The sequence below is a fragment of the Pseudomonas sp. B21_DOA genome (genome assembly GCA_030544685.1).
Lineage (GTDB): Bacteria > Pseudomonadota > Gammaproteobacteria > Pseudomonadales > Pseudomonadaceae > Aquipseudomonas > Aquipseudomonas fluorescens_AO.
In genome coordinates this window covers 4,395,552-4,418,513 of the sequence record CP086683.1, presented here as the reverse complement: position 1 = coordinate 4,418,513, position 22,962 = coordinate 4,395,552, and the positions used below count along the sequence as shown (strand labels likewise).

Below are 22,962 nucleotides of genomic sequence, written 5' to 3'. Positions count from 1 at the left end.
AATGCTTTCGCGGGCAAGCCCGCTCCCACATTGGGTATGTGTTGCGCCGCACTTTACCTACCCGCGGTGGTTCCTTTGTGGGAGCGGGCTTGCTCGCGAAGAGGGTGTGTCAGGCAATGCATTCGGTGACTGACAGAATGCTTTCGCGGGCAAGCCCGCTCCCACAGTGGGTAGGTGTTGCGGCGCACTTTACCTACCAGCGTCGGTTCCTGTGTGGGAGTGAGCTTGCTCGCGACGAGGGTGTGTCAGGCAATGCAGCGGTGACTGACAGAATGCTTTCGCGGGCAAGCCCGCTCCCACAGTGGGTAGGTGTTGCGCCGCATTTTACCTACCCGGGGAGGTTCCTTTGTGGGAGTGAGCTTGCTCGCGAAGAGGGTGTGTCAAGCAATTCATTCGGTGACTGACAAAATGCTTTCGCGGGCAAGCCCGCTCCCACAGTGGGTAGGTGTTGCGCCGCATTTTACCTACCCGGGAGGTTCCTTTGTGGGAGTGAGCTTGCTCGCGAAGAGGGTGTGTCAAGCAATGCATTCGGTGACTGACAAAATGCTTTCGCGGGCAAGCCCGCTCCCACATTGGGTATGTGTTGCGCCGCACTTTACCTACCAGCGGCGGTTCTTGTGTGGGAGCGAGCTTGCTCGCGAAGAGGGTGTGTCAGGCAATGCATTCGGTGACTGACAGGACGCTTTCGCGGGCAAGCCCGCTCCCACAGTGGGTGTGTTGCGACGTGAATTAACTACCAGCAGCGGTTCTTGTGTGGGAGCGGGCTTGCTCGCGAAGAGGGCGTGTCAGGCAATGCATTTGACGACTGACAAAATGCTTTCGCGAGCAAGCCCGCTCCCACAGTGGGTATGTGTTGCGCCGCACTTTACCTACCCGCGGAGGTTCCTTTGTGGGAGCGGGCTTGCTCGCGAAGAGGGTGTGTCAGGCGAATGCATTCGCTGACTGACAAAATGCTTTCGCTTGCAAGCCCGCTCCCACATTGGGTATGTGTTGCGCCGCACTTTACCTACCAGCGGTGGTTCCTTTGTGGGAGCGGGCTTGCTCGCGAAGAGGGTGTGTCAGGCGAATGCATTCGCTGACTGACAAAATGCTTTCGCGGGCAAGCCCGCTCCCACAGTGGGTATGTGTTGCGCCGCGCATTACCTACCAGCGGTGGTCCCTTTGTGGGAGCGGGCTTGCTCGCGAAGAGGGTGTGTCAGGTAATGCATTCGGTGACTGACAGGACGCTTTCGCGGGCAAGCCCGCTCCCACAGTGGGTAGGTGTTGCGCCGTGAATTAACTACCAGCGGCGGTTCTTGTGTGGGAGCGGGCTTGCTCGCGAAGAGGGTGTGTCAGGCAATGCATTCGGTGACTGACAGGACGCTTTCGCGGGCAAGCCCGCTCCCACAGTGGGTAGGTGTTGCGCCGCACTTTACCTACCAGCGGCGGTTCTTGTGTGGGAGCGGGCTTGCTCGCGAAGAGGGTGTGTCAGGCAATACATTCGGTGACTGACAGGACGCTTTCGCGAGCAGGCTCGCTCCCACAATTGCTGCTGTGTCTGGGTTATTTGCGATCCAGCCACACGGTCTGCGCGTTGCAGAATTCCCGTACGCCAAAGTGCGACAGCTCACGGCCAAAGCCGCTCTTCTTTACGCCGCCGAAGGTTACGCGCGGGTCGCTGGCGGAGTAGCCGTTGATGAACACGCCGCCGGTTTCCAGCTCGCTGGTCAGTTGCTCGGCCAGCGCGACGTTGGCGGTGTAGATCGTTGTAGTCAGGCCAAAATCGCTGTCGTTGGCCAGAGCCACGGCGTGCGCGCAATCGCGGGCGGTGATGATCGAGGCGACCGGGCCGAACAGCTCCTGCTTGAACGAAGTCATGCGGTCGGTGACATCGGCCAATACGGTTGGCTCGTAGTAGTTGCCCGATCCTTCGACCTTGCCGCCACCGAGCAACAGTGTCGCGCCTTCTTCAAGGGTGTCGCGCACTTGTTGATCAAGTTCATCACGCAGATCGAACCGCGCCATCGGCCCGATGTAAGTGTCAGCGTTGAGCGGATCGCCCATCTTCAACTGACGTGTCGCTTCAACGAACTTGCGAGTGAATTCCTCAACCACGCCTTGTTCGATGATCAAGCGTTTCGCCGCCGCGCAGACCTGGCCGGAGTTCTGATAACGACCGACCACTGCCGCATGCACCGCCTCATCCAGATCAGCATCGTTGAGCACAATGAACGGATCGGAGCCGCCTAGCTCCAGCACACATTTCTTCAGCGCCGCACCGGCCTGAGCACCGATGGCCATGCCGGCGCGGACGCTGCCGGTGAGGGTCACGGCGGCGATCCGCGAATCGGCGATAGCGGTGGAAACGCCTTCCGGTGTGACGTTGATCACTTCAAACACGCCATCTGGAAAACCGGCGCGAACAAACGCATCGCGCAGCAGGTAAGCGCTGCCCATCACGTTTGGCGCGTGCTTGAGCACGTAAGTGTTGCCAGCGATCAGCGTCGGCACCGCGCCGCGCAGCACTTGCCAGATCGGGAAATTCCACGGCATCACCGCCAGAATCGGCCCCAGAGGACGGTACTCGATGCGCGCCTTGCCACCTTCAACCTGGGTGGCTTCGGCGTCGAGCATGGCCGGGCCGTGTTCGGCGTACCACTCGCAGAGCTTGGCGCATTTCTCGATTTCGCCACGGGCCTGGGCGATCGGCTTGCCCATCTCCTGGGTGATCATGGTCGCCATGGCTTCGCCAGTTTCACGCAGCGCGCCGGCGAGGGCGGTAAGCAGGCGCGAACGATCCTGTAGTGGCTTGCGCTTCCACTTGCCAAAAGCGAAGGCAGCGCGAGTCAGTGCTGCATCAAGGGCAGCGGCGGATTCAAACGCGTAATGACCGATCTGCTCCCCGGTGGCAGGGTTGATCGAGATGGCGTGGGTCTGGCTGGAAATCTGGCTCATTGACGTTGTCCTGTAGGTTCGTCGGATGGGCCTAGAGTAGGGTGGCGTTAGTTTTCTGGAAACTGAATAATAAAGATCGTTTCTTTCACGATTGGAGAATGACTGTGGATCTGGTGCAACTGGAAATCTTCAAGGCCGTGGCCGAGCACGGCAGCATCAGCGCTGCCGCTACGCAGATCCATCGCGTGCCGTCGAACCTGACCACGCGGATCAAACAGCTGGAGCAGGATCTCGGTGTCGATCTGTTCATCCGCGAGAAAAGCCGTCTGCGGCTCTCACCGGCCGGGTGGAGTTTTCTCGAGTACACGCGGCGCATTCTTGATCTGGTGCAAGAAGCCCGGGCCACAGTAGCGGGCGAAGAACCCCAGGGCGCGTTCCCGTTGGGCTCGTTGGAAAGTACTGCTGCAGTGCGCATTCCCGAATTGCTCGCGGCCTACAACCAATTGCATCCGAAAGTCGACCTCGACCTGTCCACCGGGCCGTCCGGCACAATGATCGACGGCGTGCTCTCCGGGCGCCTGGCCGCAGCATTTGTCGACGGCCCGGTGCTACATCCGGCGCTGGAGGGCGTGCCGGCGTTCGAGGAGGAAATGGTCATCATCGCGCCGCTCAATCATTCACCGGTCGAACGTGCGACGGACGTTAACGGCGAAAATATCTACGCGTTCCGTTCCAACTGCTCCTACCGTCACCATTTTGAAAAATGGTTCAGCACTGACGCTGCCGTGCCGGGCAAGATCTTCGAGATGGAGTCCTACCACGGCATGCTCGCCTGCGTCAGCGCCGGTGCCGGCTTGGCTCTGATGCCGCGCAAAATGCTGCAGAGCATGCCCGGCAGCGCGACGGTCAGCGTCTGGCCGCTGGCGGCGGACTTCCGCTATCTGACCACTTGGCTGGTGTGGCGGCGGGGCACGGTGTCGCGAAGTCTGAGCATGTTCGTGCGCTTGCTTGAAGAGCGTGGCGTGGTGCGTGAGCAAGGCTGATCGAGCGCCTCTTTATGGCGTGCCATTGCGCCCGTACAAACGATAACCGTCGCGCTGATTCAAGCGGTCGTAATAGGCGCGCACCGCAGCAAAATCCGCATGGTCGAGCGGTGTTTCGAACCAGCGATTGACCGACAGCCCGATCGGAATATCCGCCAGGGAAAACTGCTCGCCACTGACGTAAGCGCCGGTCTTCTCCAGTTGGCGATCGAGGATTTCCATGTTGCGCGTCCAGTCCCGGCAACCGGCGGCCAAAGCGTCGTGGTCCTGATAATCCGGCGACTTGCGCACCAGCGCCATCAGCGGGTACGACCACGAGCGATTCAGCTCCGAGGCCTGCCAGTCGATCCACTGATCGACCCGTGCCCGGGCGATAGGCTCAGCGGGATACAAATGCGCGCCACCGTAACGCGTCGCCAGATAACGAATGATCGTGTTTGATTCCCACAACGTGAAATCACCGTCCTGGATCACCGGCACCATGGCGCAGGGATTAAGTGCGAGAAACTCCGGTGTGTTCGGCGACTTGAAGCCCGAACCCCAGTCTTCGCGCGCGAAGGGAATGTCCAGCTCGGCGCAGGTCCACAGCACCTTGCGCACATTGATCGATGAGGCTTTGCCGAGTATTCGCAGCATGGGATTTCCTTTTCCGGGTGTCGGACGCAGAAAAATACCATAGCGCAAAGTCCAGGGCCCGCAATGCGCGGGCCTTGGTTCAATGGTGTTCCATCGCTCAGAGATTGCCCGCGAGCTTGCCGCCGGTCATGCGTCGACGATAGGCGCTATCGCGATTGGCCAGCCAGAAATACAGCGGCGAAGTCACCAGCAAACCCACCAGCCAGGACAGGTCGGCGCCGTTGATGTGCGCCGACACCGGGCCGACGTACAGCGGCGTGTTCATGAACGGGATCTGCACGGCGATGCCGATCGCATAAGCCAGCAATGCCTGCGGGTTATAGCGACCGTAGATGCCGCCGTCGACCTGGAAGATCGACTGAATGTCGTACTTGCCCTTGTGGATCGCATAGAAGTCGATCAGGTTGATCGCCGTCCACGGCACCAACACCACCAGCAACACCAGCACCATGTCGACGAAGTGACCGATGAAGTCAGCCGAGGCGCCCACCGCAGCGAAGCAGCAGGCCAGCAACACGATGATCGAAATCACTGCACGGCTTTTCGCCGTCGGGATCCAGCGATAGGCGAACGTCTGCACCAAGGTGATCAGCGACAGCACCGCGCCGTACAGGTTGAGGGCGTTGTGGCTGATCACGCTGAGCAGAAACAGCACCAGCATCAGCGGGCCGATGGCGCCGGTGGCCAGTTTGACCGCGTCCATGGTGTCCATGCCCACCGGCGTGGCCAGCACCGCCACCGCACCGAACACGAACGACAGGCTCGAACCCAGCGCCGAACCGAGATAGGTCGTCCAGAACGTCGACGACACTTTTACATCGGCCGGCAAATAGCGCGAGTAGTCGGAAACGTACGGCGCGAATGCGATCTGCCACAACGCCGCCAGCGACACCGTGGCCAGCCAGCCGGACAGATTGAAGCTGCCACGGGTAAGGAAGTCGTCAGTCTGAATGTGGGTGAAGATGTAGATGAAACCCACGGCGATGCCGATCCCCAGCACCCACGTGCCGATGCGGTTGAGCACGTGGATGAAGCGGTAGCCAATGATGCCGATGATCCCGGAACCCAGCGCGCCGATGACGATACCCACCGGCACAGGAACGCTGTCAACCACACCATGCAATGACTTGCCGGCGAGGACGATATTGGAAGCGAAGAAACCGATGTACATCACTCCGGCGATCAGCACCACCAGCAGTGCACCGAGCGAGCCAAACTGCGCGCGGCTCTGGATCATTTGCGGGATGCCCATCTGCGGGCCTTGCGCCGAGTGCAGCGCCATCAGCACGCCGCCGACCAGATGGCCGACCAGAATCGCGACGATGCCCCAGACCAGATTCAGATGAAACAATTGCACGCCCAGCGCCCCGGTGACGATGGGCAACGGCGCGATGTTGCCGCCGAACCAGAGGGTGAACAGATCGCGGACCTTTCCGTGGCGATCTTCGGGCGGCACGTAGCCTATTGTGTGTTTTTCAATCAGCGGAGCGGAGGTGGATGCGGGGGTAGCCATGTCGAACTCCAAGGCAAGGATGAGTACGTGGACGTACTTCGGTAAGCGCCGGCACGGGTGGCGCATTTCTTGTTGAAGTGATCATGTGCAAAGCCCCGGGATAGATAAATTAGTAAGTTTGTTGCTTCAGACCTTAAAAAAATATGCTCCGGCTGCGGCGGGCGTCCGGTATGTTCAAGCCTCGATCTGCAGCGCCGCGCTCAGCGTCGGAGCTGCCGAAGGCTGCGATCTTTTGATCTTTGTGGAGGTACCCCATGGCTGCCTACAACCTGCGCCAGCTCAAATACTTCGTCACCACAGCCGACTGCGGCAGCGTCGCCGAAGCATCGCGCAAGCTCTACATCGCGCAGCCGTCAGTGTCCACGGCGATCAAGCATCTGGAAGAGAGCTTCGGTGTGCAATTGTTCATTCGCCATCACGCGCAGGGCGTGTCACTGACGCCCAGCGGTTCGCGCTTCTATCGCAAGGCGCTGGAGCTGTTGCGGGTGGCCCACGAGTTCGAGCAGAACGCCTTGGCGGACAACGATGTGGTCGCCGGACAGATCGATATCGGTTGTTTCGAAACCGTTGCGCCGTTGTATCTGCCGCGCCTGATCGCCGGCTTCAAGCAGCGCTGGCCGGGCGTGGAGATCCGCATCCGCGACGGTGAACAGCAGGAGCTGGTGCAAGCGCTAACCGCGGGCAGCATTGATGTGGCGATGCTCTTCGAACACGACCTCGACAGCACCATCGAAACCTCGTCGCTGATGCCACCGCAGCAACCGTATGCGTTGTTGCCGGCCGATCATCGTTTTGCGCAACAGGCGAAAGTCTCGCTGCATGATCTGGTGCTGGAACCGATGATCCTGCTCGACGTGGTGCCGAGCCGGACGTACTTCGTGAGCATTTTTGAAGAGCGCGGCCTGACGCCGAATATCGTCTTCAGCTCACCGTCGATCGAGATGGTGCGCGGCATGGTCGCCAATGGTTTCGGCTTTTCGATTCTGGTGACCAAGCCGTTCAGCGACTACACCTACGACGGGCAAAAAGTCGTCTGCGTGCCACTGGCCGAAACCGTCACCGGCTCGGGTTTGTCGGCGGCGTGGCTGCGGCGGGTGCAACTGACCAAGCCGGTGCAGTTGTTTGTCGATCATTGCCGCGAGGAATTGGCCCGGCTGTACGCCTGAACGCCGGGCCAAGGTCTACACGCTGATGAAATCGAGCAGGCGTAGCAGCATCTCGTCACAGGCTTTCAGCTGATCGAGGCTGACGAACTCGTCGGGTTTATGGCCCTGATCCATGCTGCCGGGGCCGCACACCACGGTCGGAATGCCCACGGCGTCGAACAGACCGCCTTCGGTACCGAACGCCACGGTGCCAAATTCCTTCGAAGCGCAGAACGCCGCGATCAGCTCGGCGGCCTGGCTGTGGGCGTCGGTGACCAGGCCCGGATACGCCGACAGTTCGCTGAAACGAACGTCGCTGTGCGCACTCACAGCGCGCATGCGTGGCAGCACTTTGCGTTCGGCGTAAGCCTTCAGCGCGTCGGCAACCAGAGCCGGATCCTGCGAGGGCAGGGCGCGGATTTCGAAATCGAAGCGGCAGTCGGCGGGCACGATATTCAACGCCTTGCCGCCAGTGATCAGCCCGGTTTGCACGGTACTGAACGGCGGGTCGAATCGCGCATCGTGATGTTCGGGGGCCTTGAGTTGCTGGCCGAGCCGCCCCAGTTCGGCGATCAGTTCGGCGGCGTATTCGATGGCGTTGACCCCGAGCGGCGCATAGGCCGAATGACACGGGTGGCCATGCACCTCGCAGCGCATCGCCAGTTTGCCTTTGTGACCGAGCACCGGTTTCAGCTCGGTCGGTTCGCCGATGATGCACAGCAACGGTTTCACCGGACGCTGCTGCAAAACCTCAAGCAACGAGCGCACGCCGAGGCAGCCGACTTCCTCGTCATAAGACAGCGCGATATGCACCGGCAGGCGCAAAGGCGTTGCCACCAGGCTCGGTACCAGCGCCAGCACGCAGGCTATATAGCCTTTCATATCAGCCGTGCCACGGCCGAACAGCTTGCCGTCGCGCTCGCTGAGTTCGAATGGCGATAGCGTCCACGGCTGGCCGTCGACCGGCACCACATCGGTGTGCCCGGACAGCACGATGCCCGGTTGGTCAACCGGGCCGATGCTGGCGAACAGGTTGGCTTTGCTGCGCTCGTCGTTGTAAATCAGCGCGCAGGTTACGTCGTGACTGGCGAGGTAATCGCGGACAAATTCGATCAACTGCAAATTCGATTCACGGCTGGTGGTGTCGAAGCCCACCAGCGTTCTGAGCAGCTCGACGCTGTTCATCGATCATCTCCGGCAACGCCATAGCCCGGTGCCTTGGCCGGATCGAGGGCGCGATCGATGTAGTCCTGCAATTGTGGACGGTAGGCATCCCAGAGTTTTTGCAACTGGCCGATCGGGTTTTCATCGGCCCAATCCACGCGCAGGTTAACGATGGGCCAGGTCTGTTCGCCGACCACCAGCAGCGCTGCCGAATGCACCGGCCCGGCTTCGCCGCCGAGGGCTTGAGCCGCATGCAGAGCCTGGAGCAGGCGCTCGGCGAGCTGGCCTTCGCCGTGCTCGAACGCGCTGACCATGGCCTCGATGACTTCGCGCCCGGCAAGCATGTTGCCGGCGGCGACGCATTGTTCACCAGTCACGGCGTTGTGCACGCCGAGGGTTTGCGTGCCGCTGAAGTGCGCGGTCTGGCCGAGGTGGTTGATCGCGGTGATCTGCCGATACTGGCTGTAGCCGTTGCGCGTGAGCACCTGATCCAGCGCGGCTTCAGGGGCGACGCCCTGTTCCAGCAGGGCGAGGACTTCCGGCCCGAGCGACGGCAGGGTGATGTTCTGGCTCGACACCGCGCCGACACCGGGCAACAGCCACGGGCAGCGGGCGCCGACGGCGATGCTGGAAGAACTGATGGCGACACCGAACTGGCCAGTGTCGGCGCAGCGGGCGGTGATGGAAAAGGTCATCTTTGGAACTCCTTGTGTGTCTGGGCTGACGCCTTCGCGAGCAGGCTCGCTCTCACTTTGAAATACATGCCCCTGTGGGAGCGAGCCTGCTCGCGAAGGCCACGACTGGGTTTTCCTGACTTACTCGGGAATCACCGCAATCACATCAATCTCCATCAGCCACTGCGGCTGGCCCAGCGCCGAGACCACCAGCCCGGTGGAAATCGGGAACACCCCTTGAGCCATTTGCCGACCTCCTGATACACCTCCTCGCGATAACGCGGGTCGATCAAATAAGTGGTGGTCTTGACGATGTGGCTCATGTCACTGCCGGCTTCTTCAAGCAATTGTTTGACGTTGCGCATGGCTTGTTCGGCCTGGGCGCGCGGGTCACCGAGGCCGACCAGATTGCCATCGAAATCGGTGCCGACCTGGCCGCGCACGTACACCGTGTTGCCGGCGCGTACGGCCTGGCACAAGTCGTTGTCCAGGGTCTGGTTGGGGTAGGTGTCTTTGGTGTTGAACATGCGGATGCGCGTGTGGGTTGGCTGGCTCATGGGCGGCTCCTGAAGCGAGGATGTGGCCCGGTGCAATCGGCACCGGGGCATAAGAGGAAATCAAGCGTCGACGAACTGTCTTTGCGCAGAAGAATGCGGCTGCGCTTCACGCTGCTCGGCATCGCGGTATTCGAGGTATTTGCGTTGGGTGGCGATGTGATCGGCGACATGTTTGGCGTCGTGCCACACGCCCCAGATAAACGACGAACCCCGCCGCGATTGCCACGGCAGGCCGAGGAAATAAATTCCCGGTTCGCTCGACACGCCGCGCTGATGCACAGGCTTGCCTTGCGCATCCAGTGCCGCGACTTTCAGCCAGGAATAGTCCACGGCGAACCCGGTGGCCCAGATGATCGACGTGACGCCGGCCTCGCGCAGATCCAAGTCGCGCAAAGGGTTTTTCAGGCACTCGGGATCGGCAAACATTTCCCGCGCCTCGGGCTCTTGCGGCAGGTCGAGGCCGTTGCGTTCGACGTAGGCGTCGGCAGCATCGAGCAGCGCTAGATAGTTCTCATCGCCACGCTGGAGATTGGCCGCCAGGTCCTGTTTGAAAGTCACCACACCGTCGTTGAAGGATTCGGTAACCCCGACCAACGTCATGCCGCGATGGGCCAGACCGCGGAAGTCGATGGTGCGCCCGCCATGAGCGCCGCTGACGGCGATGGTCACGTGTTCGCGGCCGGGTTTCATTGCCGCTTGATCCCATTCGCCGAGCACCCCCAGCCACCAGCAGAAATCGCGGTTGCGGTAGGCGCGAGGCGGACGATCGTGGGCACCCACCGACAAGTAAACCTGCTTGCCGGCACGTTGCAGTTCATCGGCAATCTGCACCCCGGAAGAGCCTGCGCCGACCACTAGCACCGCGCCTGCCGGCAGTTGCTGCGGATTGCGATAGTCAGCGGAGTGGATTTGCAGCAAGCGCCCATCACGTGGCGCGATCGCTGGAATCACCGGCTTCTGGAAAGGCCCGGTCGCCGCCACCACTCGGCTGGCCTCGATCACGCCTTCGGAGGTTTCGACGGTGAAACCCGGGCGACCGACGTTACGCACCACACTTTTCACTTCGACGCCGGTGCGGATCGGCGCATTGAATTTCTTCGCATAGGCTTCGAAGTAATCGGCCACACGCTCCTTCGGGGCAAAACCGTCGGGGTCGACATCATCGAATTCCAGACCGGGAAAACGGTCATGCCACGCCGGACCGTTGGCTACCAGCGAGTCCCAGCGTCCGGTGCGCCAGCGTTCGGCGATGCGATTGCGCTCCAGCACCAGATGCGCAATGCCGAGTTTGCTCAGGTGCTCACTCATCGCAACACCCGCTTGGCCGGCACCGACGATCAGCGTGTCTGTTGTTATTATTTCTGGGGTCATCTCTACATCCTTCCTAACAAGGCAGTTGGATTCGGGCCGCTGTTGGCTTGTCCGTTTGGCTTGAGGTCAGACTAGGGAGAGGGGGGTATCGGTAAAATATTATTAAGCTGGGATATGAAGATAAAAAACTGATGCAGGCAAGCTGAGGCCTTTGAATTCTGGGCTTTCGGAGGAGACGACAACACTGGAGAGTCGGGATGAGGCAAAAACGCCTCATCCCGGTAAGCGTTTCAACGATTGAGGAACGCCAGCAGATCCTCATTCAATGCCTGCGCATGGGTCACGGCGAACCCGTGCGGCGCGCCGGCGTAAACCTTCAACTCGGCGCCTTTGATTTGCGTGGCCGCCTGCTTGCCGGTGGTCTCGAATGGCACGATCTGGTCGCCGTCGCCATGGATCACCAGGGTCGGCACATCGATCTTGGCCATGTCCGGGCGGAAGTCGGTTTCCGAGAACGCCGTCACGCAGTCGACGGTGCCCTTGAGCGAGGCCATCAGTGCGATGTTCAGGGTTTGCGTGAGCACGCCGTCAGAGACTTTCTGGCCCTGATTGATGCCGTAGAACGGCGTGTTGAAGTCGGCGATGAACTGCGCGCGATCCTTCAGCAGACCGGCCTTGATGCCGTCGAATACCGATTTGTCGACGCCGTCGGCGAAGTCGGCTTTCTTGCCGAACAGCGGCGTGACCGCACCGAGCAATACCAGACCAGCAACGCGCTCGCTGCCATGGCGGGCAATGTAGCGGCTGACGTCGCCGCCACCCATGGAGAAGCCGACCAGGGTCACGTCGCGCAAGTCCAGATGGTTGATCAAACCGGCGATGTCATCGGCAAAGGTGTCGTAGTCGTAGCCGGTCCACGGCTGATCCGAGCGGCCGAAACCACGGCGGTCGAAGGCGATGGTGCGATAGCCGCGACTGCTCAGGTATTCCATCTGGTATTCCCACATGTCCGCATCCAGCGGCCAGCCGTGGCTGAACAGCACGGGCTTGCCGCTGCCCCAGTCCTTGAAATAGATCTCGGTGCCGTCTTGGGTCTTGAAGGTGCTCATGCAAACTCCTTGTGATCGTGTGTGGCAAGAATGGATGCCGAATGGGCAACGGCCACTATCCGCGCAAATGCGAAAGGCACTTGTACGCAAGTGCTGGTTTGGCGGAAGGAGAGAGTAGTACGTTGCGCGATGAGTATTTCACCTCGACATTACAGAAATGAAAAAGGGCGAGCTCCTGGCGGAGTCGCCCTTTTTGCCATGTTCAAGGACGCACAAGCCGCTAGCGAAACGCCGGCACCACATGCTTGATAAACAACTCCAACGACTTCTTCTTCTCTTCATGCGGCAAGCTGTTGTCACACCAGAAACTGAACTCATCCACGCCCAGTTCCTGGTAGTACTTGATCCGCGGAATGATCTCTTCCGGCGTGCCGATCATCGCGGTCTTGTGCAGGCTCTCCAGTTCAAACTCCGGACGTCCGGCAAACTTCTCTTCCGGGCTCGGCGCGAGGAAGCCATTGACCGGGGTTTCCTTGTTGCCAAACCACGCATCAAAAGTGCGGTAGAAACGTGAGATGGCTTTCGCGCCGACTTTCCAGCCGTCCGGGTTATCAGCGGTGTGCACGTGGGTGTGGCGCAGCACCATCAATTGCGGGCGCGGTACGTCGGGGTTGTTGTCCAGTGCGGTCTGGAATTTGTTCTTCAGGTCGAGGACTTCTTCGTCGCCTTTCATCAATGGCGTGACCATGACGTTGCAGCCGTTGGCCACGGCGAAGTTGTGCGAGTCGGGGTCGCGGGCGGCGATCCACATGGGTGGGTTGGGTTTCTGGATCGGTTTCGGCACGCTGGTGGAGGTGGGGAATTTCCAGATGTCGCCGTCGTGGGCGTAGTCGCCTTGCCACAGGGCGCGGACTACCGGGACCATTTCGCGCAGGGCTTGGCCGCCGCTGGAGGCAGGCATGCCGCCGGCCATGCGGTCGAATTCAACTTGATAGGCGCCGCGCGCGAGACCGACTTCCATGCGGCCGTTGCTGATCACGTCGAGCAGGGCGCATTCGCCGGCAACGCGTAGCGGGTGCCAGAACGGCGCGATGATGGTGCCGGCGCCGAGGTGGATGGTGGTGGTTTTCGCTGCGAGGTAGGCCAGCAGCGGCATCGGGCTTGGGGAAATGGTGTATTCCATGGCGTGGTGTTCGCCGATCCACACGGTGCTGAAACCGCCAGCCTCGGCCATCAGCGTCAGTTCGGTCAGGTCTTCGAACAGTTGGCGGTGGCTGACGCTTTCGTCCCAGCGTTCCATGTGTACGAACAGGGAAAATTTCATGACGCTACCTCGAGTCTTTTGTAATTGGCCGGTCGTGTGCGGGCCTGTCGAACTGACGTGAACGCGTTGCGCTCGCGAGTCTTCTCACCATTCAAGCACGCCTTCGAGGACGGCTGTTCGGTTGATTGAATATTGGTATACCATAATACGGAATATCCGCAAAATATTTCTGACCGACACTTCGAACAAGGAAGGCGCAAGCAATGAACATAAAACAAAAACTGACTCTGGCGTTTGCGGTAATCGCCAGCCTGCCGGTGTTACTGGTGGCAGCGCTGATCATCCTCAATGTCCGCGAGGGCGCGCGCGACACCTTTACCGACAGCACCGGGCGCGAAGTGCGTCAGGTGGAAAACGCGATGCAGCTGTTTTTCGAGGGCATCAGCCAGAACGTTGCCTACCTCGCCGAGCATCCGCAACTGCAGAGCATCGACGCCAGCCTCAAACGCTACCTGAGCAGTGACGCCGCGCAAGTGCCAATGGGCCCGCAGGATAATCAGCTGTTCAAGCTGTTCGACGGTCTGGCCAAGGCGCATCCGGCTTACACCTACCTGTCACTCGGCACCGAGCAGGGCGGTTATCTGTTCTGGCCGGGCGATGCGCAACTGGCGAACTACGATCCGCGCACCCGTCCCTGGTACAAAACCGCGATGGCCAATCCCGGTAAAACCCTGCGCACCGAGGCCTATTACTGGGCGGCGGATGACGTGGTGCTGGTGAGCACCGTGCGCAGCTTCAACAACCAGTTGGGCAGCAATGCCGGCGTGGTCAACATCGATGTGTCGCTCAAGCAATTGACCGATCTGGTCAAGCAGATCCGCCTCGGTGAGAGCGGTTATCTGATGTTGATGGAAGCCAACAACACCGTGCTGGTCGACCCGAGCGATCCGGCGCACAACTTCAAGAAACTCAGCGATCTCGGCGACGGTTATCAGCAACTGGCCGAGGCGGGCAAAGGCCTGGTCGAGGTGCAATTGGCCGGCGAGGATTACATGGCGCTGGTCTGGCCGTCGCAGGCGTTGGGCTGGCGATTTGTCGGGCTGGTGAAAGCCAGTGAAGTGATGGCCGGGGCGACGCGTTTGACCTGGCTGATCGGCGCTATCGCTGTGGTTTGCGCGTTGCTGTTTGCGATGGCCGGCGCGTGGTTTGCCGGACTGATGGTCAAGCCGATTCGTGGTGTCGCCAGTGGTCTCGAAGGTATTGCTCAAGGCGAGGGCGATCTGACTGCGCGACTGGAAGTACGCGGGCAGGACGAAACCGCGCAACTGGCGGGCTGGTTCAACCAGTTTCTCGAAGCGATTCGCACACTGATTCAACGCATCGGCCAAGCGGCAGGGCAGATTCACAGCAGCTCCGGCAGCGCCACTGAGGTCTCGGCGGAAATGGCCGACGTGGCTTCGCGTCAGCGTGAGGCGGTGGACATGGTGTCGACCGCGTTTCACGAAATGGTCGCCACTTCCAATGAGGTCGCGCGCTCGTGCAGTCAAGCGGCCGATTCAGCAGACAACGGTCAGCGTCAGGCACACACCGGGCAGCAGCAGATCGACGCGGCGGTGAGCAACGTCGGGCGCTTGAGTCAGGAGATCGGCCACAGTGCCGAGTCGATGCAGCAACTGGAGCAGGACAGCAACGACATTCAGTCGATCCTCGGCACCATCCGCTCGATTGCCGAGCAGACCAATCTGCTCGCGCTCAACGCCGCTATTGAAGCGGCGCGCGCCGGTGAACAGGGCAGGGGCTTTGCCGTGGTCGCCGATGAAGTCCGCGCGCTGGCCAAACGCACCGCGGATTCCACCGGTGAGATTGATGCGCTGCTCGGCAATCTGGCGCGGCGCACCCATCAGATGGGCAAGCAGATGCACGCCAGCCTCGAGGTCTCGCAGGAAACCGTGGTGTCGATCAACGAGGCGCGGGCGAGTTTTGAATTGATCCGTGAATCGGTCGACGTGATCCGCGACATGAACACGCAGATCGCCACGGCGGCGGAGGAACAGCATCAAGTGGCCGAGGACATCAATCGCCACATCGGCCAGATTCATGGTGATGCGCAGTTGGTGGCGAGCCTGGCTGATTCGACTCGCCAGGATGCGCAGAACCTGACGGCGCTGTCGCAGACGTTGAATCAGCTGGTGAGCCGGTTCCGGACCTGACACGGTCGCCCAGGCAACACCAAAACCTGTGGGAGCGAGCCTGCTCGCGAAGGCGTCGGGTCAGTCAAAAATGTAACAACTGACCCATCGCTTTCGCGAGCAGGCTCGCTCCCACATGGGCTATCCGAGATCTAGTGAAATCACGCCACAACCGGCAACGCACCCATCTTGCCGTGGCAGTACACCAGCGGTCCCGCCACCTGCTCAGGGACGATCAGGTTCTTCACCGCGCCGACCATGATCGCGTGGTCGCCACCTTCGTATTCACGCCACAACTCGCACTCGATCACCGCCGTCGCATTGGCGAGGATCGGGTTGCCCAGTGCGCTCAACGTCCATTCGATGCCCTGCGCCTTGTCCTTGCCTTTGCGGGCGAAGGCATAGGCCTCGCTTTGCTGCACGCTGGACAACAGGTGAATCGCAAAGCGTTTGTTCTTGATCAGCACGGGATAGGAGTCGGAGCTGTAGTTGGGGCAGAACAGCACCAGCGCCGGGTCCATCGACAGTGAGCTGAACGCGCTGGCGGTCAGGCCGACGATCTGGCCGTCGTCGTCCAGCGTGGTGATGACGGTGACGCCGGACGGGAACGAGCCCATGACTTGTTTGTAAATGGCAGCATCGATCATTGGGTGGTCCTCGGGTGGTGTGACGCGGTTTTTATGGTTTGTAGGTCTGATGGTATACCGTAATACATATCTTGCAAGAGCTTTTCTGGTGAACCGATAAACGTGCGACTTTCGTCGGAAAGGCAATGTTTACGGGGCGTTCAGCTAGCCGTGCAGGGGTGGGATCAGCGAGGATAGCGGATCAGAGGGCGACACAATCAGCGGATCAGGCTTGTGCAAAGTTTGGAATACCATAATATGGTCTGCATCTGAGGGGCGACCCAAGAGTCCTCCCGGTTTGGCTTCATACAAAGATAAAAACAGACAAACTCGAGTTCATGCATATGTCCCAGATGTCCCGGCAAGATCCGTTGATCGAGAATCATACGGTCGATTACGTCCCACTCGCGGAACGCCACGGGAAGGCCCGCGATCTGTTCACTCTTTGGTTCAGCACCAACATCGCGCCACTGCCCATCGTCACCGGCGCCATGGTGGTTCAGGTGTTCCACCTCAATCTGTTCTGGGGCTGCTGGCGATTGCGCTGGGGCACATGATCGGCGGCGTGGTGATCGCGCTGGCCTCGGCCCAGGGCCCGCGCATGGGCATTCCGCAAATGGTCCAGAGTCGCGGTCAGTTCGGTCGTTATGGCGCACTGCTGATCGTGTTCTTTGCGGCGCTCATCTACATCGGCTTCTTCATTTCCAACATCGTGCTGGCCGGCAAATCCATCGTTGGCATTGCGCCGTCTGTGCCAGCGCCGCTGAGCATTCTGATCGGCGCGCTCGCCGCGACGGCGATCGGTGTGATCGGCTACAACTTCATCCACACCCTCAACCGCATCGGCACCTGGGTGATGGGCGGCGCATTGCTCGCAGGCTTCATCTACATCTTCGCCCATGACTTGCCGGCAGACTTCCTGACGCGCGGCAGTTTCAACCTGTCCGGCTGGCTGGCGACGGTGTCGCTGGGCATCATCTGGCAGATCAGCTTCTCGCCATACGTCTCCGACTACTCGCGATATCTGCCAGCAGACATCGGTATCGCCAAACCCTTTTGGGCGACGTATCTGGGCGCGACGCTGGGCACGATCCTGTCGTTCAGTTTTGGCGCGGTGGCGGTACTGGCGACGCCGGAAGGCACTGAAGCGATGGCAGCGGTCAAGCAGTCCACCGGTTGGCTGGGGCCGATTCTGATGGTGCTGTTTCTGCTCAACATCATCAGCCACAACGCGCTCAATCTGTATGGCGCGGTGTTGTCGATCATCACCTCGATCCAGACGTTCGCCAGCCAGTGGACGCCGAGCATCAAGGTGCGCGTGGTGCTGTCGAGCGTGATCCTGGCCGGTTGCTGTGTGGTCGCCCTCGGTGCTTCGGCGGATTTCATTTCCGAATTCATCGGACTGATTCTGGCGCTGTTGCTGGTGCTGGTGCCGTGGGCGTCGATCAACCTGATCGATTTCTACCTGATCAAGCGCGGCAACTACGACATCACCTCGATCTTCCGCGCCGACGGTGGCATCTACGGGCGCTTCAACCTGCACGCGATCATTGCCTACTTCATCGGCATCATCGTGCAACTGCCATTCGCCAACACCTCGCTGTACGTCGGGCCGTACGCCAATCTCGTCGAAGGTGCCGACCTGTCGTGGCTGGTTGGCCTGGTGGTCACCGTGCCGTTGTATTACTGCCTGGCAACTCGCGGTCAGGCGCAGCAGAGCAGGGCGGCCAGACTCGGCTATACCGACTGACTGCAACCGCAATCCAGCAATGCCCGGCCCAGCGCCGGGCATTTTTGTTTGCGCATTTCAGCGGTCACGGAAATTGGCCATATCGATCCCCTTTGGCCTGCCGCCTACTGTCACCGCGCTACGCTGTCAGCAAGAATCGAAACCATAACAACAGGCTCGACCTTTTTGCCCTTGGCTATCGTTACAGCCACTGCCGTGTACAGAACATAAAAACCATCGATCTCACGTCGCATTCGGGGAAACAACCATGGTCACGATCAAACGCATTCTGGGCGCCACCGTGTGTGGCCTGACGCTGCTGGCCAGCGCCGTCCAGGCCGAGCAGCGCGAACTGCGGGTGTACAACTGGGCGGATTACATCCTGCCTTCAGTGCCCAAGGACTTCGCCGAGCAAAGCAAGATCAAAGTGACCTGGGACACCTTCGACACCAACGAATCCCTGGAAGCCAAACTGCTCACCGGCAACTCCGGTTACGACCTGGTGGTGCCGTCCAATCAGTTCATCGAAACCCAGATCAAGGCCGGCGTGTTCCAGAAACTCGATAAGTCGAAACTGCCGAACTGGCAGCATCAGGATCCGGCCTTGCTCAAGTTGCTCGATGCCAACGACCCCGGCAACCAGTACGGCGTGCCGTACATGTATGGCACCGTGCTGATCGGCTTCAACCCGGCCAAGGTCAAGGCTGCCCTGGGCGATAACGCGCCAGTGGACAGTTGGGATCTGGTGTTCAAACCCGAGAACATGGAAAAGCTCAAGGCCTGCGGCGTGGCGATGCTCGATTCGCCGTCGGAAATCCTGCCGCTGGCCCTGCATTACCTCGGCCTCGATCCGAACAGCCAGAACCCGGCGGACTATGAAAAGGCCAAGGCCTTGATGATGAAGATTCGCCCATACGTGACCTACTTCAACTCGGCCAAGTACATGACCGACATCGCCAACGGCGACATCTGCGTGGCGATCGGTTATTCCGGCAGCTTCTACCAGTTCGGCAATCGCGCCAAAGAGGCGGGCAACGGTGTGGTGGTCGACTGGCGTCTGCCGAAGGAGGGCGCGCCGATCTGGTTCGACACGTTCGCCATTCCGAAAAGCGCGAAGAACGTTGCCGAGGCTCACGAATTCCTCAACCACTTGCTCGATCCGAAAGTGATCGCACCCATCAGTGATTTCCTCGGTTACCCGAATGCCAACAAGGACTCGATGCCGCTGGTCAACAAGGACATCACCGATAACCCCAACCTGACGCCGACCAGCGAAGCGCTGAAAACTCTTTATGTGGTGCAGCCGTTGCCCCAGAAGATGGAGCGGGTGCGGACGCGGGTGTGGACCAGTATCAAATCCGATAAATAACAGCATCCCCTGTAGGAGTGAGCCTGCTCGCGATAGCGGTGTGTCAGTTGACGTAGATGTTGGCTGATACACCGCGATCGCGAGCAGGCTCACTCCTACAGGGATTTTGTGTGGTGTCATTCGGTGCGGCGTTCAGCCTCGCGCGTCGTCACCAGACTCAACAGCACCGACCCCAGAATCACCGAGCCCACCACTGCCAGCGACCATTCCACCGGCATGTGGAACCACGGCATCACAACCATCTTGCCGCCAATAAATACCAGCACGATCGCCAGCCCATACTTGAGCAGGTGAAAACGGTCCGCCATGTCTGCCAGCAGGAAATACAGCGCGCGCAGGCCCATGATCGCGAAGATGTTCGAAGTGAAAACAATGAACGGGTCGGTGGTCACGGCGAAGATCGCCGGGATGCTGTCGACCGCGAACATCAGGTCGCTGGCCTCGATCAGCACCAGCACCAGAAACATCGGTGTCGCCCAGCGCACGCCGCTCTGCAGGATGAAAAACTTCTCGCCGTGAAAGCCGCTGGTGATGCGCATATGCCCGCGAACCCAGCGCAACAGCGGATTGTTGTCGAGATCCGGTTGCTGGTCGGCAAACACCAGCATTTTGATCCCGGTGATGATCAGGAACACCCCGAAGGCATACAGCAGCCATTCGAACTGCGAGACCAGCCATACCCCGGCAAAAATCATTATCGCGCGCATGACAATCGCGCCCAGCACGCCGTACAGCAGCACCCGCCGCTGCAATTCCGGCGGCACGGCGAAATAGCTGAAGATCATCACGAAGACGAACATATTGTCGATCGACAGCGACTGCTCGATCAGATAGCCGGTGAGGAATTCCAGGGTTTTCTGCCGGGCGATTTCACCGCCGAATTCGCCGTGCAGATACCACCAGAGCAGCCCGGCAAAACTCAGTGCCAACAGGCACCAGGCAATCACCCAGGCCGACGCTTCCCGCACCGACACCCGGTGCGCCTTGCGCCCGCCGAAGACAAACAAGTCCAGGGCCAGCATGGCCAGAACGAAGACGATGAAGGCGCCCCACATCCAGGGTTCGCCGATGTTGATGTTCGTGGCAGGCATGGCACGCTCCCTGTCTTTTTATTTGCAGCAAGCACATCTCCTGTGGGAGCGAGCCTGCTCGCGAATGCGATGGAACAGTGAAGTTGAGGTTGCTGACCCACCGCGTTCGCGAGCAGGCTCGCTCCCACAGGGATCATCTTCTCTTCTCGATCAAAGTCAGACGGGGCCATGCTAGCGACGGATCTGGAGCAAAGAAAAATCGTTTATTTCTGACTGACAGTTCGGCAAAAACGAAGTGTCAGCGGAAAAACTCCCCGGCGTCTCACCAAACTGCTGACGAAACGCGGCGATAAACGCCGAGGTCGAGTCGTATCCACAAGCCAGCGCAACATCGGTCACACGCTCGCCTTTCTCCAGCGGGGTCAGGGCGCCGAGCAAGCGCAAGCGCTGGCGCCAAGCGCGGAAGGTCAGGCCGGTGTCGCGCAAAAACAGGCGGGTCAGGGTCTTTTCAGTGACGCCGAATTTTTCGCTCCAGTGGCTCAGCGTGGTCTGCTGTTCGGGGTGTTGCTCAAGGCTCTGGTAGATCTGCTTCAAGCGCGGGTCTTGCGGGAGCGGCAGCATCAAGTCGATGGTCGGCGCGTTGGCCAATTGATCAAGGATCACCTGGGCCAAGCGTCCGTCAGGGCCGCTTTCGTCGTATTCCACTGGCACCTGACTGAAGGCGCGAATCAACTCCCTGAGCAGATCGCTGACGCCGAGCACATGGCAATGCTCGGCGGCCCAACCGGTGACGCTACTGTCGATATACAGGCTGCGCATTTCCGTATGCGGTGCGCTGAAAACCCGGTGCGGCACGCCGGCCGGAATCCACACCGCACGCTCCGGCGGCGCGACGAAACGGCCAGCGCTGGTCTGCACTTCGAGCACGCCTTGAATCGCGTAGGACAACTGCACCCACGGATGACTGTGGCGGCGGGTGAGGGCGCGATTGGGCAGCGATTCGGTGCGTCCGTACACGGGGCGCGGCAGGCTGGGCAACCCGGGAACACTGCGGCGCACGCTTTTGCTCTGTCCTTTAGGCGGCATCTTGCGGCTCTTCGGCGTTAGTCGGTAATTGCCAGTCACGTTAGAGTCGTCGGCACGCACTGGCAACCCCGGATGAATTTCATGACGCGCCCACGTTTTTTACCCGATAACTTCACCCTGACTTTGATTGCTGTGGTTGTGCTGGCCAGTTTTCTGCCCGCCAGCGGCCAGAGTTGCCGTCGGCTTCGGCTGGCTGACCAACATCGCCATCGCCCTGCTGTTTTTCCTGCACGGTGCCAAGCTGTCGCGCGAATCGATCATCGCCGGCGCCGGCCACTGGCGTCTGCACCTGCTGGTGTTCGGCCTGACCTTCGTACTGTTCCCGATCCTCGGCCTGGCGCTGAAACCGTTGTTGTCACCGCTGATTGGCGATCAGCTGTACATGGGCATGCTCTATCTGTGCGCATTGCCGGCCACCGTGCAGTCGGCCATCGCGTTTACCTCACTGGCGCGAGGTAATATTCCGGCGGCGATCTGCAGTGCCGCGGCGTCCAGTCTATTTGGGATTTTCCTTACACCGCTGCTGGTGACGCTGCTGCTCAACGTGCACGGCGACGGCGGTTCGACCCTCGATGCGATCGTCAAAATCAGTGTGCAGTTGCTGCTGCCGTTCATTGCCGGGCAAATTGCTCGGCGCTGGATCGGCGCGTGGGTCGGGCGCAACAAGAACTGGCTGAAATTCGTTGATCAGGGTTCGATTCTGCTGGTGGTGTACGGCGCATTCAGCGAAGCCGTAAACGAAGGCATCTGGCAGCAGATTCCGTTGTTCGAATTGCTCGGCCTGGTGGTGGTCTGCTGCATTCTGCTGGCGCTGGTTCTACTGGCCTCGACCTTTTTGGGCAAAGCCTTTGGCTTCAATCAGGAAGACCGCATCACCATCCTGTTCTGCGGTTCGAAAAAGAGCCTGGCCACCGGCGTGCCGATGGCGCAGGTACTCTTTGCCGGCAGCACCATCGGCGTGTTGATTCTGCCGCTGATGCTGTTCCATCAGATTCAACTGATGGTCTGCGCGGTATTGGCCCAGCGCTATGCGAAACGGCCGGAGTCGGTGCCGGATCTGATGGCGCAGGTTGATCCGTAAAAGCGCTTCACAGCCCCGAATACTTGACCGCCGCTGCCGCCCGCGTCGGCACATCCAGCGTGCGCAGCAACGAAGACACATGGATGCGTACCGTGAACGGGGAGATATCCAGTTCACGGGCAATTTCCTTGTTGGTCTTGCCTTGCGCGATCAAACGCAGCACGTCCTGCTGACGCGGCGTCAGCGTCGTCGCGGTTTCCAGCGGCAACAAGCCGGACGGCGCCGACTTCACCAACACCTCGCCTTCACGAATGGCCAGAATCGCCTGGCCGATTTCATCCGGCGCAATGTTTTTGCCAATGAAACCGTCAATGCCCGCCGCCATGACTTCACTGATCAACGCCTGGTCGTCGACCATCGACACCACGATCAGCGTGGTGCGCGGCAATCGTCCTCGCAAGTCGGCGAGTTGAGTGATGCAGGTCAGCCCGGAAAGCGCAGATCGAGCATCAGCGTGTCCGGCTCGTTACCCTCTGACAGTAACTTGAGCACAGCGTCGAAGTCGCCGGCCTCGCAGATATTCGCTTCGGGCAGCAAGCGCTGCACGGTGCGCAGCATTGCTTCGCGAAACAGTGGGTGATCGTCGGCTATGATGATCCGGCACGTCATGACGCGACCCTC

General features: G+C 60.3%; 14 protein-coding genes and 5 pseudogenes. 6 read left to right on the top strand and 13 right to left on the bottom strand.

The genetic code is table 11. The features are described from left to right. Positions 1-1,542 precede the first annotated feature (1,542 nt). On the bottom strand, positions 1,543-2,934 hold the full coding sequence (locus LJU32_20315) for an aldehyde dehydrogenase family protein (GenBank protein ID WKV87919.1): 1,392 nt from the start codon (positions 2,932-2,934) through the stop codon (positions 1,543-1,545). Between the two features lie 104 nt (positions 2,935-3,038). Between LJU32_20315 and LJU32_20310 the strand changes: the two genes are divergently transcribed. Continuing rightward, positions 3,039-3,917 carry a LysR family transcriptional regulator gene (locus LJU32_20310; protein WKV91159.1) on the top strand — a complete coding sequence of 293 codons (879 nt, stop codon included), beginning with the start codon at positions 3,039-3,041 and terminating at the stop codon, positions 3,915-3,917. A gap of 12 nt (positions 3,918-3,929) precedes the next feature. On the opposite strand, the gene LJU32_20305 is transcribed toward LJU32_20310, so the two are convergent. Both LJU32_20305 and LJU32_20300 read right to left on the bottom strand, forming a co-directional pair. Further along, on the bottom strand, positions 3,930-4,553 hold the full coding sequence (locus tag LJU32_20305; GenBank protein WKV87918.1) for a glutathione S-transferase: 624 nt from the start codon (positions 4,551-4,553) through the stop codon (positions 3,930-3,932). Positions 4,554-4,650: 97 nt separating this feature from the next. Beyond that, positions 4,651-6,066, bottom strand: coding sequence for a cytosine permease (locus tag LJU32_20300; protein WKV87917.1), 1,416 nt, complete (start codon positions 6,064-6,066; stop codon positions 4,651-4,653). A 254-nt stretch (positions 6,067-6,320) separates the two neighbouring features. Here LJU32_20300 and LJU32_20295 point away from each other — a divergent pair, with 254 nt between their 5' ends. Beyond that, on the top strand, positions 6,321-7,232 hold the full coding sequence (locus tag LJU32_20295; GenBank protein ID WKV87916.1) for a LysR family transcriptional regulator: 912 nt from the start codon (positions 6,321-6,323) through the stop codon (positions 7,230-7,232). A gap of 15 nt (positions 7,233-7,247) precedes the next feature. On the opposite strand, the gene argE is transcribed toward LJU32_20295, so the two are convergent. The 6 genes and pseudogenes from argE to LJU32_20265 form a co-directional block, all read right to left on the bottom strand. Continuing rightward, positions 7,248-8,396 (bottom strand): acetylornithine deacetylase, encoded by a 1,149-nt coding sequence (argE, locus tag LJU32_20290; protein WKV87915.1) that lies wholly within the window; start codon positions 8,394-8,396, stop codon positions 7,248-7,250. Then, positions 8,393-9,070 carry a DUF1028 domain-containing protein gene (locus LJU32_20285; protein WKV87914.1) on the bottom strand — a complete coding sequence of 226 codons (678 nt, stop codon included), beginning with the start codon at positions 9,068-9,070 and terminating at the stop codon, positions 8,393-8,395. The genes argE and LJU32_20285 overlap by 4 nt, the downstream gene beginning before the upstream one ends. A gap of 120 nt (positions 9,071-9,190) precedes the next feature. Further along, a pseudogene (locus LJU32_20280) lies at positions 9,191-9,606 on the bottom strand (RidA family protein). A 60-nt stretch (positions 9,607-9,666) separates the two neighbouring features. Then, positions 9,667-10,977 (bottom strand): NAD(P)/FAD-dependent oxidoreductase, encoded by a 1,311-nt coding sequence (locus tag LJU32_20275; GenBank protein WKV87913.1) that lies wholly within the window; start codon positions 10,975-10,977, stop codon positions 9,667-9,669. Between the two features lie 230 nt (positions 10,978-11,207). Then, on the bottom strand, positions 11,208-12,026 hold the full coding sequence (locus LJU32_20270; protein ID WKV87912.1) for an alpha/beta hydrolase: 819 nt from the start codon (positions 12,024-12,026) through the stop codon (positions 11,208-11,210). 220 nt (positions 12,027-12,246) lie between these two features. Beyond that, on the bottom strand, positions 12,247-13,290 hold the full coding sequence (locus tag LJU32_20265; GenBank protein WKV87911.1) for an LLM class flavin-dependent oxidoreductase: 1,044 nt from the start codon (positions 13,288-13,290) through the stop codon (positions 12,247-12,249). 203 nt (positions 13,291-13,493) lie between these two features. On the opposite strand from LJU32_20265, the gene LJU32_20260 reads away from it, so the two are divergent. After that, on the top strand, positions 13,494-15,440 hold the full coding sequence (locus LJU32_20260; GenBank protein ID WKV87910.1) for a methyl-accepting chemotaxis protein: 1,947 nt from the start codon (positions 13,494-13,496) through the stop codon (positions 15,438-15,440). 140 nt (positions 15,441-15,580) lie between these two features. Here the strand turns inward: LJU32_20260 and LJU32_20255 are convergent, their stop codons facing one another. Further along, entirely contained in the window at positions 15,581-16,066 is a 486-nt protein-coding gene (locus LJU32_20255; protein ID WKV87909.1) for a flavin reductase family protein, read from the bottom strand. Positions 16,067-16,389: 323 nt separating this feature from the next. Here LJU32_20255 and LJU32_20250 point away from each other — a divergent pair. Next, a pseudogene (locus tag LJU32_20250) lies at positions 16,390-17,795 on the top strand (cytosine permease). 247 nt (positions 17,796-18,042) lie between these two features. Further along, positions 18,043-19,143, top strand: coding sequence for a polyamine ABC transporter substrate-binding protein (locus LJU32_20245; protein ID WKV87908.1), 1,101 nt, complete (start codon positions 18,043-18,045; stop codon positions 19,141-19,143). Positions 19,144-19,259: 116 nt separating this feature from the next. Here the strand turns inward: LJU32_20245 and LJU32_20240 are convergent, their stop codons facing one another. Together LJU32_20240 and LJU32_20235 are read right to left on the bottom strand one after the other, a co-directional pair. Continuing rightward, positions 19,260-20,234, bottom strand: a complete 975-nt coding sequence (locus tag LJU32_20240; protein WKV87907.1) for a TerC family protein — start codon at positions 20,232-20,234, stop codon at positions 19,260-19,262. Positions 20,235-20,480: 246 nt separating this feature from the next. Then, positions 20,481-21,260: pseudogene (locus LJU32_20235) on the bottom strand (helix-turn-helix transcriptional regulator). A gap of 81 nt (positions 21,261-21,341) precedes the next feature. On the opposite strand from LJU32_20235, the pseudogene LJU32_20230 reads away from it, so the two are divergent. After that, positions 21,342-22,341: pseudogene (locus tag LJU32_20230) on the top strand (bile acid:sodium symporter). A gap of 7 nt (positions 22,342-22,348) precedes the next feature. On the opposite strand, the pseudogene LJU32_20225 reads toward LJU32_20230, so the two are convergent. Beyond that, positions 22,349-22,950: pseudogene (locus tag LJU32_20225) on the bottom strand (response regulator transcription factor). Between the last annotated feature and the right edge of the window lie 12 nt (positions 22,951-22,962).

Excerpts from the sequence above, each read along its gene's own strand:
- LJU32_20295 (WKV87916.1), top strand. The coding sequence starts at position 6,321 with ATGGCTGCCTACAACCTGCGCCAGCTCAAATACTTCGTCACCACAGCC.
- LJU32_20270 (WKV87912.1), bottom strand. The coding sequence starts at position 12,026 with ATGAGCACCTTCAAGACCCAAGACGGCACCGAGATCTATTTCAAGGAC.
- LJU32_20240 (WKV87907.1), bottom strand. The coding sequence starts at position 20,234 with ATGCCTGCCACGAACATCAACATCGGCGAACCCTGGATGTGGGGCGCC.
- LJU32_20315 (WKV87919.1), bottom strand. The coding sequence starts at position 2,934 with ATGAGCCAGATTTCCAGCCAGACCCACGCCATCTCGATCAACCCTGCC.
- LJU32_20260 (WKV87910.1), top strand. The coding sequence starts at position 13,494 with ATGAACATAAAACAAAAACTGACTCTGGCGTTTGCGGTAATCGCCAGC.
- LJU32_20255 (WKV87909.1), bottom strand. The coding sequence starts at position 16,066 with ATGATCGATGCTGCCATTTACAAACAAGTCATGGGCTCGTTCCCGTCC.
- LJU32_20305 (WKV87918.1), bottom strand. The coding sequence starts at position 4,553 with ATGCTGCGAATACTCGGCAAAGCCTCATCGATCAATGTGCGCAAGGTG.
- LJU32_20300 (WKV87917.1), bottom strand. The coding sequence starts at position 6,066 with ATGGCTACCCCCGCATCCACCTCCGCTCCGCTGATTGAAAAACACACA.
- LJU32_20275 (WKV87913.1), bottom strand. The coding sequence starts at position 10,977 with ATGACCCCAGAAATAATAACAACAGACACGCTGATCGTCGGTGCCGGC.
- argE (WKV87915.1), bottom strand. The coding sequence starts at position 8,396 with ATGAACAGCGTCGAGCTGCTCAGAACGCTGGTGGGCTTCGACACCACC.
- LJU32_20265 (WKV87911.1), bottom strand. The coding sequence starts at position 13,290 with ATGAAATTTTCCCTGTTCGTACACATGGAACGCTGGGACGAAAGCGTC.
- LJU32_20285 (WKV87914.1), bottom strand. The coding sequence starts at position 9,070 with ATGACCTTTTCCATCACCGCCCGCTGCGCCGACACTGGCCAGTTCGGT.
- LJU32_20245 (WKV87908.1), top strand. The coding sequence starts at position 18,043 with ATGGTCACGATCAAACGCATTCTGGGCGCCACCGTGTGTGGCCTGACG.